13 protein-coding genes and 2 tRNA genes are annotated in these 16,432 nt (G+C 71.3%); 9 read left to right on the top strand and 6 right to left on the bottom strand.

What is annotated here, in order from left to right; genetic code table 11:
- Positions 1-38 precede the first annotated feature (38 nt).
- Complete coding sequence (locus ITJ57_RS17620) at positions 39-1,613, top strand: ABC transporter substrate-binding protein (RefSeq protein WP_194671291.1); 1,575 nt, start codon at positions 39-41, stop codon at positions 1,611-1,613.
- Positions 1,614-1,737: 124 nt separating this feature from the next.
- On the opposite strand, the gene hutI is transcribed toward ITJ57_RS17620, so the two are convergent.
- The 5 genes from hutI to ITJ57_RS17595 all read right to left on the bottom strand — a co-directional run bounded on the left by hutI (position 1,738) and on the right by ITJ57_RS17595 (position 8,354).
- Positions 1,738-2,937: an imidazolonepropionase gene (gene hutI, locus ITJ57_RS17615; protein WP_194671290.1), complete on the bottom strand. Its 1,200-nt coding sequence runs from the start codon at positions 2,935-2,937 to the stop codon at positions 1,738-1,740.
- The gene (locus tag ITJ57_RS17610; RefSeq protein ID WP_370582480.1) at positions 2,934-4,400 is read right to left on the bottom strand and encodes a formimidoylglutamate deiminase; all 1,467 of its coding nucleotides are present in this window, start codon (positions 4,398-4,400) and stop codon (positions 2,934-2,936) included. The genes hutI and ITJ57_RS17610 overlap by 4 nt, the downstream gene beginning before the upstream one ends.
- A complete protein-coding gene (locus ITJ57_RS17605; RefSeq protein ID WP_194671289.1) occupies positions 4,397-5,614 on the bottom strand; it encodes an allantoate amidohydrolase in 1,218 nt (405 codons plus the stop codon). Before ITJ57_RS17605 ends, ITJ57_RS17610 begins: the two co-directional genes overlap by 4 nt.
- A complete protein-coding gene (gene hutU / locus ITJ57_RS17600) occupies positions 5,611-7,281 on the bottom strand; it encodes a urocanate hydratase (RefSeq protein WP_194671288.1) in 1,671 nt (556 codons plus the stop codon). The genes ITJ57_RS17605 and hutU overlap by 4 nt, the downstream gene beginning before the upstream one ends.
- Before the next feature lie 104 nt (positions 7,282-7,385).
- On the bottom strand, positions 7,386-8,354 hold the full coding sequence (locus ITJ57_RS17595; protein ID WP_194671287.1) for a diacylglycerol kinase family protein: 969 nt from the start codon (positions 8,352-8,354) through the stop codon (positions 7,386-7,388).
- A gap of 57 nt (positions 8,355-8,411) precedes the next feature.
- Between ITJ57_RS17595 and serS the strand changes: the two genes are divergently transcribed.
- The 6 genes from serS (at position 8,412) to ITJ57_RS17565 (ending at position 13,883) form a co-directional block, all read left to right on the top strand.
- Positions 8,412-9,677 carry a serine--tRNA ligase gene (gene serS / locus ITJ57_RS17590; RefSeq protein WP_194671286.1) on the top strand — a complete coding sequence of 422 codons (1,266 nt, stop codon included), beginning with the start codon at positions 8,412-8,414 and terminating at the stop codon, positions 9,675-9,677.
- On the top strand, positions 9,674-10,513 hold the full coding sequence (locus ITJ57_RS17585) for an HAD family hydrolase (RefSeq protein ID WP_194671285.1): 840 nt from the start codon (positions 9,674-9,676) through the stop codon (positions 10,511-10,513). The genes serS and ITJ57_RS17585 overlap by 4 nt, the downstream gene beginning before the upstream one ends.
- A 147-nt stretch (positions 10,514-10,660) precedes the next feature.
- Positions 10,661-11,908 (top strand): LCP family protein, encoded by a 1,248-nt coding sequence (locus ITJ57_RS17580; RefSeq protein ID WP_228507321.1) that lies wholly within the window; start codon positions 10,661-10,663, stop codon positions 11,906-11,908.
- 96 nt (positions 11,909-12,004) lie between these two features.
- Positions 12,005-12,089: transfer RNA gene (locus ITJ57_RS17575), tRNA-Ser, on the top strand.
- A 189-nt stretch (positions 12,090-12,278) separates the two neighbouring features.
- The gene (locus ITJ57_RS17570; protein ID WP_194671283.1) at positions 12,279-13,616 is read left to right on the top strand and encodes an LCP family protein; all 1,338 of its coding nucleotides are present in this window, start codon (positions 12,279-12,281) and stop codon (positions 13,614-13,616) included.
- 178 nt (positions 13,617-13,794) lie between these two features.
- Positions 13,795-13,883, top strand: a tRNA-Ser gene (locus tag ITJ57_RS17565).
- A 202-nt stretch (positions 13,884-14,085) separates the two neighbouring features.
- Here ITJ57_RS17565 and ITJ57_RS17560 read toward each other — a convergent pair.
- Positions 14,086-14,334 carry a DUF2795 domain-containing protein gene (locus tag ITJ57_RS17560; protein WP_194671282.1) on the bottom strand — a complete coding sequence of 83 codons (249 nt, stop codon included), beginning with the start codon at positions 14,332-14,334 and terminating at the stop codon, positions 14,086-14,088.
- Positions 14,335-14,436: 102 nt separating this feature from the next.
- Between ITJ57_RS17560 and ITJ57_RS17555 the strand changes: the two genes are divergently transcribed.
- Positions 14,437-15,330, top strand: coding sequence for a hypothetical protein (locus ITJ57_RS17555; protein ID WP_194671281.1), 894 nt, complete (start codon positions 14,437-14,439; stop codon positions 15,328-15,330).
- A 109-nt stretch (positions 15,331-15,439) separates the two neighbouring features.
- A complete protein-coding gene (locus ITJ57_RS17550) occupies positions 15,440-16,408 on the top strand; it encodes a putative RNA methyltransferase (RefSeq protein WP_194671280.1) in 969 nt (322 codons plus the stop codon).
- Positions 16,409-16,432: the final 24 nt, after the last annotated feature.

The following is a 16,432-nucleotide window of genomic DNA, read 5'->3' as shown; positions in this document are numbered from 1 at the left end:
TCAGCACCCGCACCCGCAGCCACCCGAAGGACCCTCCCATGAACCGATCCACCCGATTCGCGGCCGTCGCCGTGAGCCTCGGCGTCGTCGCAGCCCTCGCCGGTTGTGCGGCCCAGGGCGGCACGACGACCACGACCGCGCTCGTCATCGGGACGACCGACCAGATCGTCTCCCTCGACCCCGCCGGCGCATGGGACCGTGGATCGTTCACCCCCCAGAACCAGATCTACCAGCACCTCCTGAGCTATGACGAGGGCGACGTGGTGCCGGCGCCCGACGCTGCGGAGTCCTGCGACTTCACCGAGGCGACCACTTACGTCTGCACGGTCAAGGAGGGCCTGACGTTCTCCAACGGGCACGCGCTCACGGCCTCCGACGTCGTCTTCTCCTTCACCCGCGTCCGGGAGATCGCCGCCGACAACGGCCCGTCGCCGCTGCTCGCGAACCTGGAGAGCGTCGAGGAGGGTGACGACGACCAGGTGGTCTTCACGCTCAAGGTCCCGAACGACCAGACCTGGCCGTACGTCCTGACGAGCATGGCCGGACCGATCGTCGACGAGGAGGTCTTCCCCGCGGACAAGCTGTTGAGCGATGACGACGTGATCGGCTCGGGGCCCTACGAGGTCGACAGCTACCAGTCGGGCGGGCTGCTGTCGCTCGAGGCCAACGCGCGCTACGCCGGCGACCGGGCGAAGACGCAGCACGTGGTGCTCAAGCCGTACACGACGGCGTCGAACCTGCGACTCGACCTGGAGAAGGGCGACATCGACATCGCCTACCGCTCGTTGACCGCGACGGACGTGGCCGATCTGCGCGGTGATTCCGATCTGCAGGTCGTCGACGGTCCTGGTGGTTCGGTGCGTTTCCTCACCTTCAACCTGAACACCCAGCCCGGGGCGGACGACGCGCAGAAGCTCGCGATCCGGCAGGCGGTCGCCTCGCTCGTCGACCGGAAGGAGATCGCCGACCAGGTCTACAAGGGCACCTACGCGCCCGCCTACTCGGTGGTGCTCGACGGCCAGACGGGCGCGACGCCCGCGTTCCAGACCGCCTACGGCGACGCCCCGGACCGGTCGAAGGCCGCCGCCATCCTCGCGGCAGCCGGGGTCAGCACCCCGGTCGCCCTGCCGATCCAGTACACGAGCGACCACTACGGCCCCGACTCCGATCAGGAGTACGCGCTCATCAAGTCGCAGCTGGAGGAGTCGGGTTTGTTCTCCGTCGATCTGCAGTCGACCGAGTGGACGAGCTACGTGAAGGAGCTCAACCCGGAGTCCGGCTACCCCGCCTATCAGCTCGGGTTCTTCCCCGACTACCCGGACCCCGACAACTTCATCCGGTCGGCCTACTCGACGACCGGCGCGTCCGTCGCCAACGGGTACTCCGACCCGGCCGTCGACGCGCTCATCGACACTGAGGCCACGGCGACGGATCCGGCAGCCCGCATCGCGGCGATCGAGCAGATCCAGGCGCTGACCGCGGAGGCGGCACCGATCATTCCGCTGCTGCAGGGCACGGAGACGGTCATCGCGCAGAAGAACGTGACGGGGCTCGAGGACACGCTCGACGCGACCTACGTCTTCCGCTTCGCCGTCCTCGACCGCACGAAGTAGTCCGCCACCCGCCCGTCAGCGCGGTGCGCTGACGTGAGACCTGTCGAATCGGCTTGAGTGCGGGTCTGTGAGGTGGGCGCGCCCCTCCGGAGACCCGCGCTCGCGGCTGGGGGGCGCGCTCGCGTCAGCGCACCGCGCTGGCACCCGACGCGACGCGTTCACCGCGTTGCCACACACCGACCGTCAACGGCACACCGGGTCGGTAGGCGAGGTGCGAGACCGAGGGCGCGTCGAGGACCTGCAGATCGGCACGACCGCCCACCCGGAGCGATCCGACGGCGTCGACACCGTGCTCACGACCGACCGCCACCGCGGCACCCCGTGTCGCCGCCCAGACCGCCTCGGCGATCGTGAGGCGCATCTGCAGCACGGCGGTCGCCACGCAGTACGCCAGCGAGGTCGTGTACGAGGTGCCGGGGTTGCAGTTGGTGGCGAGGGCGATCGCGGCACCGGCGTCGACGAGCGCGCGTGCCGGGGGGAACGGCTCGCGGGTCGACAGGTCGCAGGCGGGCAGCAGGGTCGCCACCGTCGACGAGCCGGCCAGGAGGTCGACGTCGGCGTCGGACAGGTGGTTGCAGTGGTCGACGCTCGCGGCCCCCAACTCGACCGCGAGCCGCACCCCGCCGCTCTCGCCGAGCTGGTTGCCGTGCACGCGGACCCCGAGGCCCGCCGCGCGACCGGCGAGCAATACTTCGCGTGACTCCTCGACATCGAATGCACCGACCTCGCAGAACGCGTCGATGTACGACGCGAACGGCACGACGGCGTCGAGCATCGGGCCCGTGACGAGGTCGAGGTAGTCGCGGCGATCGACGCCGGCCGGCACGAGGTGGGCGCCGAGGAAGGTGACGACGTCGGCGACCTCGGCCGCTGCGCGAGCGGACCGCGCCTCGCCCTCGACGTCCAGCGCGTACCCCGTCTTCGCCTCCAGGAAGGTCGTCCCCTGGGCGAGCGCCTCCGCCCGCAGCCGCTTCGCGCCCGCGACGAGCTGCTCCTCCGAGGCGGCGCGGGTGGCGGCGACGGTCGTGGCGATCCCACCCGCCGCGTACCGCCCGCCGGCCATCCGGGTCTCGAACTCCGCCGATCGGTCGCCAGCGAAGACGAGGTGCGTGTGGGTGTCGACCCACCCGGGCAGCACGGCGCGTCCGCCCACGTCGGTCCGGACGTCGGCGTCGGGTGCGTCGGACGCCGAACCCAACCAGGCGATCCGACCGTCCTCGATGACGAGGGCGGCGTCGGTGATCCGGTTGCCGTCGGTGTCGCCCGGCCCGGAACCCGCGTTGGTCGTGAGTTCGGCGATGCCGGTGATGAGTTCCGTGGTCATGGCTGGGTCTCCTGCGCGGGGTGGTCGGCGGTCTGAGTCGGAGCGGGCCGGTCGGCACCGCGAGAGCCCGCCAGCTCGGTGAGCGCGACCGCGAGGAGCTGTTCCGGTGTGGTCTCCTGCGGCGTCGCGAGGAGCCGGCCGTGTTCGGCCACGAGTCGCCCGCCGACGATCACCCGCTCGACGTCGGACGCGGTCGCGACGAGGGCGAGCTGGGCCGGGTCGGCGCCGGTGGTCCGCAGACTCGACGTCGACACCTCGACGAGGTCGAGCGGGTCACCGACGGCGAGCGTGTGCCGCCCGAGTCCGAGCGAGCGGTAGCCGCCGGCGGTTCCGGCCTCGAGCAGCTCTGCGGGCGAGAACCGGCCCCGTCGGCCGGAGGCGAGCCGCTCACCGGCCTCGAGGCCGCGCAGTTCGAGCAGGGGGTCGACGACGGCGTTCTGGTCGGACCCCACGGCGATCCGGGCGCCGGTGTCCGCGAGGCGGCGTGCCGGTCCGATGCCGTCGCCGAGGTCGGCCTCGGTCGTCGGGCACATCACGACGGTCGCGCCCGACCGCCCGATCGCCGTGATGTCGGCGTCGGTCAGATGCGTCGCGTGGACGAGGCTGATGCGGGGGTCGAGCGCCCCGAGGGCGGCCAGCACGCCCGTCGGCGTCCTGCCCGTCTTCGCGAGGGTGTCGAGGTTCTCCTGCGGTTGCTCCGAGAGGTGCACGTGCAGGGGGACGTCCTCCGGCAGTCCGGTGAGGATGGTGCGCATGGCCTCGACGGGCACGGCGCGCACGGAGTGCAGGGCGGCGCCGAGGGTCACCAGACCGGTCGTGTCGAGCGAGGCAGAGAGCGCTGCGCGCAGTCCGTGCCAGCGGTCGAGCCAGCCGGTGGCGTCGCCGTCGCCGAACGCGAGCTGTTCCGCGAGCAGCGGCGTGGCCGGACCACCGGCGGGTCCGAGACCGCTCGCGAGGTAGGCCGTGTCGAGGAGGGTGAGCCGGATGCCGATCTCGGCGGCGGCCTCGGCGACCGCGAGTTCCATCGCGTGTGCGGTCGGGTACGGGGTGCCGTCGGCCTGGTGGTGCACGTAGTGGAACTCGCCGACTGCCGTCCAGCCGCACACGAGCATCTCGCCGAACACGGCCCTGGCCACACGCCCGTAGTGCTCCGGGTCGAGGCTCGCGGCCGCCGCGTACATCGCCTCACGCCACTGCCAGAAGTCGCCGCCGTCGGCGTGGGTGCGCCCGCGCAGCAGCCGGTGGAACGCGTGGGAGTGGGCGTTGCCCATGCCGGGGACCACGGTTCCGAGGCGCCGGTCGTCCGCCTGCGGGTCGACGCCCCGCTCGACGGTGGCGATGCGTCCTGCGTCGTCGGCGGTGAACCGGACGCGGTCGATCGGTCGGCCGTCGACGATCGCGGTCGCGGCCCAGACGGGAGCTCGGACGTCCGAGGGGACGGCGGTACCGCCCGTGATGCTCACAGGACGCTCCGCAGCAGGGTCTCCAGCGCTTCGACCCCGGCGACGCAGTCGGCTGTCTCGGCGAACTCCTCCGGCGAGTGCGAGACGCCCGTCGGGTTCCGGACGAAGACCATCGCCGTCGGCACCGCACCGTTCAGGACGCCGGCGTCGTGACCGGCTCCCGTCGGCAGCAGCGGCACCCCGCCGAGCGTGCCGGCGAGCCGGGCGGCGAGCGCGGGGTCGAACTCGACGACGCCCGACCACGATTCCTCGATCAACTCCGCCGCACACCCGGAATCGGCGACGGCCTCCTGCACGCGGGCGCCGATGTCCGCGACGAGGGCGCGTGTCTCGGCGTCGGTGGCCGCGCGGGCGTCCACCCAGACGTCGACCTCCGAGGCGATGACGTTGGTACCGCCGGGCACGATGCGCATCCGGCCCACGGTGGCGCGGGCGTCGTCCGTCCCGAGCGCGGCCTGCTCGACCGCGAGGATCGCGCGGGCTGCGGCGATCACCGGGTCACGGCGCTCACGCATGCCCGTCGCGCCGGCGTGGTTGCCCTGGCCGCTCACGCGGAGCCGCCACCGTCCGTGGGCGAGGATCGACGAAGCGACCGCGGTCGGCGAGTCGAGGTCGATGAGGCCGCGTCCCTGTTCCACGTGCAACTCGATGAAGAGTCCGATGCGGGCGAGGGCCTCGTCGTCACGTCCGAGGTGCTCGGGCGCGAGCCCGGCGGCGGCTGCCGCCTCGGCCACGGTGATCCCGTCGGCGTCCGTCAGCGCCCGGGCGGCGTCCGCAGTGATCGCCCCGGACAGGAGCCGGGATCCGAGGCAGGCGACCCCGAACCGCGATCCCTCCTCCTCGGCGAACACCACGACGGCGACGGGACGGGACGGCTGGAAGCCGGTGGCCTGCAGGCGTGCCACGGCGTCTAGGGCGGAGACGACGCCGAGCGGACCGTCGAACGCGCCGCCGCCGGGCACGGAGTCGAGGTGGCTGCCGGTGACGACCGCGTCAGGCCCCGGGGTGCCCCACCACGCCCAGAGGTTGCCGTTGCGGTCCGTCTCGACGTCGAGCCCGAGCCGGGCGGCTCGGGCCGTGAACCACTCGCGCAGCTCGAACTCGGCCGGCGTCCACACGTGCCGGGAGTACCCACCGCGTGCCGGGTCGGTCCCGACACCGGCGATCTCGTCGAGCCCTGCGAGTCGGCCGTGGGCGAGCAGGCCCTCGGTCACTCGCCCTCCCACATCGGCACCCGCAGGCCGCGTTCGCGGGCGACCTCTGCCGCCCGCTCGTACCCGGCGTCGACATGTCGCATGACGCCGGTGCCCGGGTCGTTCACGAGCACGCGCGCGATCTTCTCGGCCGCGAGTGGAGTGCCGTCGGCGACGATCACCTGGCCGGCGTGGATGGAACGGCCGATGCCGACCCCGCCGCCGTGGTGGATCGACACCCAGGTCGCGCCGGACGCCGTGTTGAGCAGGGCGTTGAGCAGCGGCCAGTCGGCGATCGCGTCCGAACCGTCGGCCATCGCCTCCGTCTCCCGGTAGGGCGAGGCGACGGAACCGGAGTCGAGGTGGTCGCGGCCGATGACGACGGGCGCGCTCAGTTCGCCAGAGGCGACCATCTCGTTGAACTTCAGGCCGGCGAGGTGGCGCTCCTGGTAGCCGAGCCAGCAGATGCGCGCCGGCAGACCCTCGAAGGCGATCCTCTCGCCGGCGGAGGTGATCCAGCGGCGGAGCTTCTCGTCCTCGGGGAACAGCTCGAGGATGGCGCGGTCGGTCGCGGCGATGTCGGCCGGGTCGCCGGAGAGCGCGGCCCAGCGGAAGGGCCCCTTGCCCTCCGCGAAGAGAGGCCGGATGTACGCCGGGACGAAGCCGGGGAAGTCGAAGGCGCGCGCGTAGCCGCCGAGCTTCGCCTCCGCACGGATCGAGTTGCCGTAGTCGAAGACCTCGGCGCCGGCGTCCTGGAAGCCGACCATCGCCTCGACCTGCTTCGCCATGGCGAGGCGGGAGCGGGTCGTGAAGTCGGCGGCGTCGGTGGTGGACTCGCTCTGCCAGTCGGCAAGCGCCGTGTCCTCGGGGAGGTAGGCGAGCGGGTCGTGTGCGCTCGTCTGGTCGGTGACGATGTCGATCGCGACGCCGCGACGCAGGAGCTCCGGGAACACGGTCGCCGCGTTGCCGACGAGGCCGACGGACAGCGGACGGCGTTCGGCCTTGGCGGCGAGCACCCGGGCGACGGCGTCGTCGAGGTCGTCGGTCATCTCGTCGAGGTAGCGGTGGTCGACGCGGCGCTGCAACCGGGACGGGTCGACGTCGACGATGAGGACGACGCCCTCGTTGAGCGTGACGGCGAGCGGCTGTGCGCCGCCCATGCCGCCGGCGCCGCCCGTGAGGGTGAGGGTGCCGGCGAGGGTCCCGCCGAACCGCTTGTCGGCGATCGCGGCGAACGTCTCGTAGGTGCCCTGGAGGATGCCCTGCGTGCCGATGTAGATCCACGAGCCGGCGGTCATCTGTCCGTACATCGTGAGGCCCTCGGCCTCGAGCTTGCGGAACTCGGGCCACGTCGCCCAGTCGCCGACGAGGTTGGAGTTCGCGATGAGGACGCGCGGTGCCCACTCGTGCGTGCGGAAGACGCCGACGGGCTTGCCGGACTGCACGAGCAGGGTCTCGTCGGACTCCAGCCCTTCGAGGGTGCGGACGATCGCGTCGTAGGCCTCCCAGTTGCGGGCCGCCTTGCCGGTGCCGCCGTAGACGACGAGGTCCTCCGGGTGCTCGGCGACCTCGGGGTCGAGGTTGTTCATGAGCATCCGGAGCGGGCCCTCGGTCTGCCAGCTCTTGGCGGTGAGGGTGGTGCCGCGTGCGGCGCGGATGGTCCGGGTGGTGTGTGCCGAGTCGGTCATGCCCTCAGTCCACTCCGCCGGGGGTCGCCCGGCGAGGTCCGTCGACGACGAGGTGTCTGGGGGACCAGACATCGGGCCGCCGCCGGGCGGGCCAGGGGTGGCCGCTACGGCAGGGTGACGAGCAGCCCGCCGCGGTGCGCGTCGAACGCGACCATGGTCGCCATCCCGAACGCGTCACCGTCGAGTTCGATGTCCTGCGCCTCCTCCACCCGGAGCGTCAGCGCCTCCGCCCGCAGGTTCGTCACCGTGTTCGCCCCGCGACCCTCGGTGAACCGGATCATCCGACGCCCGACCGCTGTCCGTCGCAGCACCCGGTTCTCCCACGTCACCTTCCGCCACACGAGCAACCAGCCGAACGCGCCCTTCGGCTGCAGCACCGCCACGTCGAGGAAGCCGTCGTCGAGTTCGGCGTCCGGCATGAGCTGCACCCCGCCCTGGAGCGTGCCGCAGTTGCCGACGAGCACGGAGCTCACCGTCGCCGCATGCCGCCGGTGCCCGCGCAGCTGGTAGTGGATGCGGAACGGCGCCGCGGTGATGATGGAGCGGAGGCCGGACTCGACGTAGGCGAGCCAGCCGAGCGACTTCTTCAGGTCCGGGTTGGCGGTGGAGATCATCATCGCGTCGACCCCCATGCCGGCCATCACGACGAACGCGTGCTCCTCCTCGGAGCCGTCGGGGCGCGTGATCATGGCCACGCCGATGTCGATGGGCCGGGTCTCGCCCGTGAAGGCGGTCCCGATCGCGGCCGCCTGGTCGCCGAGCGGCAGCTTGAGGTTCCGTGCCAGCAGGTTGCCGGTGCCCGAGGGGATGAGGGTCAGCGGCACCCCGCTCCCGCGCAGTCCCTCCGCGACGGCGCGCACCGTCCCGTCGCCACCGGCCGCGAGTACGACCCGTGCTCCGTCGAGGACCGCGCGTCGCGCCTGCCCGACGCCGGGATCCTCGACACTCGTCTCGTAGAGGTGCGGAGCCGCCCACCCCGCCTCCTGCGAGCGGGCCTCGAGAGCGCTCCGCAACCGGGTGGCGTCGACCTTCACCGGGTTGTACACGAGCGCTGCGTGCGGGGGAGTCGGCATGGCCCAACGGTACTGTCCCGGGGCCCTGGCGCCGACCTCGATCGCTAGACTTGCCGGGTGATCGATCCCGTACTCCTCCGCGAACAGCCAGAAGTCCTCCGAGCGTCGCAGCTGAAGCGAGGGTCCTCCGTCGACCTCGTCGATCAGGCCATCGACGCCGACACCGCACGCCGGTCCGCGATCACCGGGTTCGAGGAGCTCCGCGCCGAGCAGAACGCCTTCGGCAAGCAGGTCGCCAAGGCGCCCAAGGAGGAGAAGGCGGCACTCGTCGCCCAGGCGCAGCAGCTCTCCGCCCGGGTGAAGGAGGCCCAGCAGGTCGCGACCGAGGCCGAGGCCTACTTCGCCGATGTCGCCGGACGCATCCAGAACCCCGTCCTCGACGGCGTGCCCGCCGGTGGAGAGGCCGACTTCATCACGCTCCGCGAGGTCGGCGAACGCCCCACCTTCGACTTCACCCCGCGCGACCACCTCGAACTCGGCGAGCTCCTCGGCGCCATCGACATGCAGCGCGGCACCAAGGTCAGCGGCTCGCGGTTCTACTTCCTCCGCGGCATCGGCGCGCGTCTCGAGATCGCCCTCATGAACCTCGCACTCGACCGCGCGATCGAGGCCGGCTTCGTCCCGCTCATCACCCCGACGCTCGTGCGCCCCGAGATCATGAAGGGCACCGGATTCCTCGGCGAGCACGCCGACGAGGTGTACCAGATCGCCGGCGAAGACCTCTTCCTCACCGGCACGAGCGAGGTGGCGCTCGCCGGGTACCACTCCGACGAGATCCTCGACCTCGAGCAGGGTGCGCTCCGCTACGCCGGCTGGTCCACCTGCTACCGCAAGGAGGCCGGCTCCTACGGCCGCGACACCCGCGGCATCATCCGCGTGCACCAGTTCAACAAGCTGGAGATGTTCGTCTACACCAAGCCGGAGGACGCGGCGGCGGAGCACGAGCGCCTGCTGTCCTACCAGGAGGCCATGCTGCAGTCGCTCGGCCTCAGCTACCGGGTCATCGACACGGCCGCCGGCGACCTCGGTTCGAGCGCCGCCCGCAAGTTCGACGTCGAGGCCTGGGTGCCGACGCAGGACGCGTTCCGCGAGCTCACCAGCACCTCCAACTGCACCACGTACCAGGCCCGTCGCCTCGACACCCGGTACCGCACGGAGTCGGGCAAGACGACGCCGGTCGCGACGCTCAACGGCACGCTCGCGACGACGCGGTGGATCGTCGCGATCCTCGAGACGCACCAGCAGGAGGACGGCAGCGTCGTCATCCCCGAGGTGCTCCGGCCCTACCTGGGTGGGCTCGACGTGGCACGGCCGATCCGATGACGTCCGAGACGACGCCGGAGCAGCCGGCCGCGACCTCGCCCCGGCTCCTCGTCGCGCTCGACATCGACGGCACCGTCCTGCACGAGGACGGCTCGCTCAGCCTGTCCGTCGCCGACGAGGTCCGCCGCGTGGTCGCCCTCGGCCACGTCGTCACCCTCGCCACCGGTCGGAGTTGGGAGAGCACCCGCCCCGTCCTCGAAGACCTGGAGTTGACGCCGCAGTACGTCGTCTGCGCGAACGGTGCGCTCATCATGAAGCGCGACGAGTCGAAGCCAGACGCCTACGAGCGGTTCTTCATGGAGACCTTCGACCCGACGGAGGTGCTCGGCCTCATCCAGCCGCACCTGTCCGAGGGCAGCTACATGGTCGAGTACCCCGACGGCTTCCGCAAGTACACGGTCGGCATGGAGGACTGGAACCTCGAGAACGCCGTCGAGGTGCCGTTCGAGGAGCTCGTGACGAGCCCGGTCACCCGCGTCGTCGTGGTGTCGCCGAGTCACGACGAGGAGGAGTTCCTCCGCATCGTCGACCGCATCGGACTCAGCCAGGTGAGCTACGCGATCGGGTGGACGGCCTGGCTCGACATCGCCCCGAAGGGCGTCAACAAGGCGACCGCACTCGAGCGGGTCCGGCAGTGGCTGGGCTTCGAGCGTTCGCAGATGGTCGCGGTCGGAGACGGCCGCAACGACGTCGACATGCTCGGCTGGGCGGCCGACGGCGGCCGTGGTGTCGCCATGGGCCAGGCACCCGAGGAAGTGCTCGCCGTCGCATCCGAGGTCACCGGCACCGTGACCGACGACGGTCTCTCTCAGCTCCTGAGGAGCATTTCGGGTTAACATCGTCCAAAGCTCTGTGCCTGCACGTCGTTTCCGGTGCGCACGGGGCGTCGGGTCGTGCCGGTTCCATCGGTCGCCTCCCGCGTCGCTGCAGCCCGGTCCGCCCGGGTTGGAGCCAGCCCTGTTCCTGAGATGAGAGCGAGATCCATGACCCGCCACGCCGACGCGTCCAAAGCGCGCGCCGCCGTCCGTCACGGCAGGCTCCGCAAGTCCAACCCGTTCGCCACCGTCGCGAAGGTGATCGCCGCGACGGCCGCCGTCGTGGGTGTGAGCGGCATCGCGGTCGCCGGCGTGGCCGCGCTCGACCTCGCGAACAGCGTGAAGCCGGTCGCGCACCTCGACAACGAGACGCCCGGTGCCCCGCCGCCCAACATCGGCGCGATCGAGGGTGGCGTCAACCTCCTCCTCGTCGGCAGCGACTCGGGCGACGGCAACGAGGCGTACGGCGAACGTGACGAGAACCTCAACGACGTCACGATCCTCATGCACATCTCCGCCGACCACTCGAGCGCGACGGTCGTCAGCTTCCCGCGCGACATGTACGTGCCGATCGGCGACTGCGCGAACGGCGGCAACGGCCGCGACAAGATGAACACGGCCCTCATGTACGGCGGGGCGGACGGCGGGCTGGCCTGCGCAGTGTCCACCGTCGAGGGCATCACCGGCCTCTCCATCCCCTTCGCCGCACAGATCGGCTTCGACGGCGTCATCTCGATGTCGAACGCCGTCGGCGGTGTCCCGGTGTGCGTCACCGAGCCGTTGAACGACGCCTGGAGCGGCATCAACCTCGACGTCGGCACCCACGACCTCTCCGGCGCGTCCGCGCTCGCCTTCCTCCGCTCGCGTCACGGCGTCGGCGACGGCAGCGACCTGTCGCGCATCTCGAACCAGCAGGTCTTCCTGTCCTCGCTCGTCCGCACGCTGAAGAGCAGCGAGACGCTGTCCGACCCGATCAAGCTCTACTCGATCGCCCGGGCCGCGCTGAAGAACGTGACCCTGTCGAACAGCCTGAACAACATCGACACGATGGTGTCGATCGCGGCCGCGCTGAAGGACATCCCGCTCGACCGGGTGGCGTTCGTCCAGACGCCGACCGCCACGGTCGAGGGCGGCGTCGAGGCGACCTCCGATGCCGACGTCCTGTGGACGGCACTCCAGAGCGACCAGGCGGTCGCGCTGTCGGCGACCGGCAAGTACGTCGTGACCGACCCGAACGCCCCCGTCACGCCCGATCCCGCGGCGACCGATGCGGCTGCCGATCCCGCTGCGCCGGTCGACCCGTCGGCGCCGGTAGACCCTGCCGCCGGTGGCGCGGTGGCGCTGCCCGACACGATCACCGGCCAGAACGCGGCTCAGAACACCTGCACGGCCGGTCGTCCCGAGGAAGACCAGTAGCCACCGGGTGATCGGATGGGGCCGCTTCGCCGCTGGCCCCATCCGATACACTCGATCCTGGTCGGCCGCAGCGTCATCGCGGGCGATCGACCATCAGGAGGGCTGTCCGAGCGGCCGATGGAGCCAGTCTTGAAAACTGGTGGGCAGAAATGTCTCGTGGGTTCGAATCCCACGCCCTCCGCACGTACTCAAGATGGCCGGCTGGGCCTGGCGGCGCAACGCTGGCGCGTCGCGGGGTGCGAATCCCACGCCCTCCGCACTGTTCACCACACCGTTCCGCACCGTCTTCCACACCCGGATCGGGTGGCCTCACCGTGGCTCCGGGGCATCCGGCTGTGCGCTGCACACGCTCCCGTGGTTGAATCGACCAATGCCCCCGCATTCGCCCGACATCGACGAGCCCGCCGGCGAACCCGCGGCTCGACGCAAGGCAGCTCGTGGGCCACGCCCGAAGAAGCTCGCGACCATCGCCAGACACGGCCGTCTGAAGCGCTCGAGCCCGGTGGCGACGGGCCTGAAGATCCTCGCCTCGACCCTCGCCGTCGCCCTCGTGAGTGGTGGCATCGTCGCTGGCATCGCGCTGTGGGACGTCGCCGCGACGGTGAAGCCTGGTGTCGCGCTCGTCGACGCGCAGGGTGAGACGGTCACCGACCTCCCCGCGATCGGCGCGTACCCGGGCGGCGTGAACCTCCTCATCGTCGGCAGCGACTCCCGTGCAGGCCAGGACCCGGTCTTCGGCGACGCCGAGGAGGAGACCGGCAACCTCAACGACGTCACCATGCTCGTCCACATCTCCGAGGACCACAGCAACGCGACCGTCGTCAGTTTCCCGCGCGACATGTTCGTGTCCATCCCCTCCTGCCCCGACCCGACCGGCGGTTCGTTCGACTCGATGAGTCGGCAGAAGATCAACACCTCGCTCAGCTACGGCGGCCTCGCCTGCACCGCGCTGACGGTGTCGCAGCTCACCGGCCTCGAGATCCCGTTCGCCGCCGAGGTGCAGTTCAGTGGGGTGATGGCGATGTCGACCGCGCTCGGCGGGGTGACGGTGTGCGTCGCCGACCCCATCGAGGACGAGTACACGAACACCTTCCTGTCGGCCGGCGAGCACACGCTCGAGGGCTACGAGGCCCTGCAGTTCCTCCGGACCCGTCACGGCGTCGGCGATGGCAGCGACCTCAGCCGGATCAGCAACCAGCAGGTGTTCCTGTCGGCGATGATGCAGCAGGTGAAGAGCGCCGAGACGCTGACGAACCCCGCCATCCTCTACTCGCTGGCCAAGGCGGCGGCGCAGAACATGCAGCTGTCGGATAGCCTGACGAGCCTCGACACGATGATCGCGATCGCCATGACGCTGCGCGAGGTCGACCTGTCGAACATCGCGTTCGTGCAGTATCCGAACGAGGCCGTCGAGGGTGGTGTCGAGCCGATCGACGACGCCGCGACCGCCCTGTTCGCTGCGCTCGCCAACGACCAGCCCATCCAGCTCACGGGCGCCACGGGTGCGGGCGCGGTCGCGAACCCGGCCGACCCTGCTCCCGCAGGCCCGGCGGAGGGCGCCGATGCCGGCGCCGATCCGGCGGCGACGGCTCCGCCCGCGGATGCGGCAGACACCTCGGCCGGTGCCGTCGTGCTGCCCTCGTCCGTGCAGGGGCAGACCGCCGACCAGCGGACCTGCTCGCGCGGTCGCACCCTCGAGAATCAGTAGCCCGCGCAGACACCCGGTCCATGAGCTGGCTCCGGTCCATGAGCTGACTCCGGTCCCTGAGCTGACTCCGGTCCCTGAGCTTGTCGAAGGGCGTCCCGCGCCGATCGAGCCGGGGGATTCGTCTCCGCGCCCATCTCCGGTTATGCTGGTCGTCGTGCGTCCGTTCGCGAGCGCACATGGAGACGTCGCATAGTTCGGCCTAGTGCACCACCCTGCTAAGGTGGAGTCCCCGTAAGGGGACCGCGGGTTCAAATCCCGCCGTCTCCGCGCTAGATCTTCAGCTCGAAACCCTCGCCTCGGCGGGGGTTTCTGCGTTGCACGGAGCATGTCGGAGTCGCCAGCGCGGTGCGCTGGCGTCACCGCGCCCCTGGCGCGTGAGCGCGCCCCTCCGGAGACCCGCGGTCGCGCGTGCGACCCCCGCTCACGTCAGCGCACCGCGCTGGCGGACACGGCATGTGCCGGGTGGGCGTCAGGCGGTATGACGGAGTTCGCCGTGGTGGCGGAGTTCGCGGAGGATGCTGAAGGAGCATTCGTAGTGCTCGTCGGTGAGCGTACCGAGTGCGGCGATGGTCCCGCGATCCAGTCCGGAACGGACGGCGAGGGAGTGGAGTTCGCGTCGTGAGATCGGGAAGTCCACGCTCCTGAGGAGGGTCTTCAAGTCGGCGCACACCGCTGTTTCGGGGGTGTCCACCGTGTCTGGGTAAGGTCTGGCATCCATGTCCACATTGTCTGCATGGCCCCCCGAAAAGGCGACAGCGCGGCTCGGTTCTGGCGCGAGAGGGCGCTAGCCTGACGTGAAATGATGGGAGGGAGCCGCGCCATGCCTGAGGATCGCGACCATGCGACGACGCCCCCGACCGACCTCGTAGCCGCCGCGGTCGCCCTCCTGCGTCGACCGCTCCCGACCTTCGTCGCCGAACGGAAGCGCCTCGCCACCGCAGCGCGCGAGCACGGCGACACCGACCTCGCCACCGCGATCCTCGCGCTCCGGAAACCGTCGGTCGCCGCCTGGGCGCTCAACGTACTGGCCGCCCACCAGCCGACGGCCCTGGACGAGCTCGAGCAGCTCGGTGCGGCGCTCGCCACCGCCCAGAGCGCCGGCGACGGAGCGGCACTCCGTTCACTCGGCGTCGAACGGCGTGCCCTCGTCTCGCGACTCGTCGACATCACCGTCGCCGCGGCCGCCGAGGAGGGGGCGACGCTCTCGTCGACGGTCGTCGAGACGGTGCGCCAGAGCCTGCAGGCCGCGAGCGCCGATGCGGAGTTGGTCGCGCAGCTCTCGACCGGACGGCTGACCGACGCTCCGACCGCGAGCGGGTCGGGATGGGGTGGCGTCGTCGGCGGGCCAGGCGTCCGACACGACGACGCCGAGGCGACATCGGAGCGCGATCGGCAGACGCAGGATGACCCGGCGGAGGCCGATGACCGCCGCCGACGGCTCCTCGCCCGCCTCGACGTGGCCGAGCGCGAGGCGGGCACCGCGGAGGGCGCGAGCGAGGAGGCGAACTCGCTCCTCGACGACGCCGCGGTCCGCCGCGCCGACCTGCTCCGGGATCGCGAAGACCTCGCCCGCCGGCTGGACGAGCTGGATGCCGACCTCACCGACGCCGCTCGCGAACTGGCTCGCCGGCAGCGCGAGGCCGATCGCGCGCAGCGTTCCCTGGATGCCGCCCGCGAGGAGGCAGACCGCCTCCGTGCCGCACTCGACGAGTGACCCCTGCCGGGCTCCGGCCGGCCGACCCTCGGTGGTCCGCCGGGAAGCGTCTCCCGCACCGCGACTTCCCGGCGACCACGGACACCCGGCACGCGCCTAGACTCACCGTGTGGGTGAAGTGCGACAACCGGAAGCCGTCTGGCAGCAAGGGACACAGCAGTTGGAAGCGGAGCGTTCCGAGCGGATGCCGGTCCTCGGGGACGTGCAGCAGCACGATCGCCTGACCCTCGTCGCACCGGATCTCGCGTGCACGATCTGCTCCGCCGCGCTCGCCCTCGGCGACCGCGTGCTGCGCTGCCCGGCCGGGCACAGTTTCGACATCGCGCGCCAGGGGTATGCGTCGCTCGTCGTCGGTGGCCGGACGCCCAAGACCGGCGACACGCAGGAGATGGTCGCCGCCCGCGCCGCCTTCCTCGAGGCGGAGCACTACGAGCCGATCGCCGACCACGTCGCCAGGACGCTGCCGCTGGCCCGCTTCCTCCCGGACGGCTCCGTCGATGACGACAGCGTCCCGCTCGTCGTGGACATCGCGGGAGGGACCGGCTACTACCTCGGTCGCATCCTCGACGCCCGGCCCGCCTGGCGCGGGTTCGGATTCGACCTCTCGCCCCTCGCCGCTCGCCGGGCCGCGCGCGCTCACGGACGGGCCGCCGCCGCGACGGCTGACGCGTGGGCTCCGTTCCCCCTGCAGACGGCGTCGGTCGATCACCTGCTCAGCATCTTCGGTCCACGCAACGGTGCTGAGATGCGCCGCGTGTTGCGGCCCGACGGACTGCTCACCGTCGTGACACCGCAGCCTGGCCACCTGGCCGAACTGCGCGACCGCCTCGGCATGATCGGGATCGCCGAGCGGAAGGACGCCCGCCTCGACGCCCAGCTGGAGGGCTTCGAGCTGCGCTCCCGCGAGACCCTCGACTACGCGGTCGAGTTGATGCCCGAAGAAGTGCGCGACGAGGTCCAGATGGGCCCGAGCGCCCACCACCTCGACGACGACGTCTTCGAACAGGCCATCGCCGACCTGCCCGGGTTCACCCGCGTCACCGTCGCCGTCACCGTGAGCGTCTTCGCCCCTGCCTGACGTCGCGGCAGAGGCAGGCGGCCG

Source organism: Plantibacter sp. VKM Ac-2880, from assembly GCF_015351235.1.
Lineage (GTDB): Bacteria > Actinomycetota > Actinomycetes > Actinomycetales > Microbacteriaceae > Plantibacter.
The sequence above is the reverse complement of the archived record's forward strand: the minus strand, read 5'-3'. Positions and strand labels throughout refer to the sequence as shown.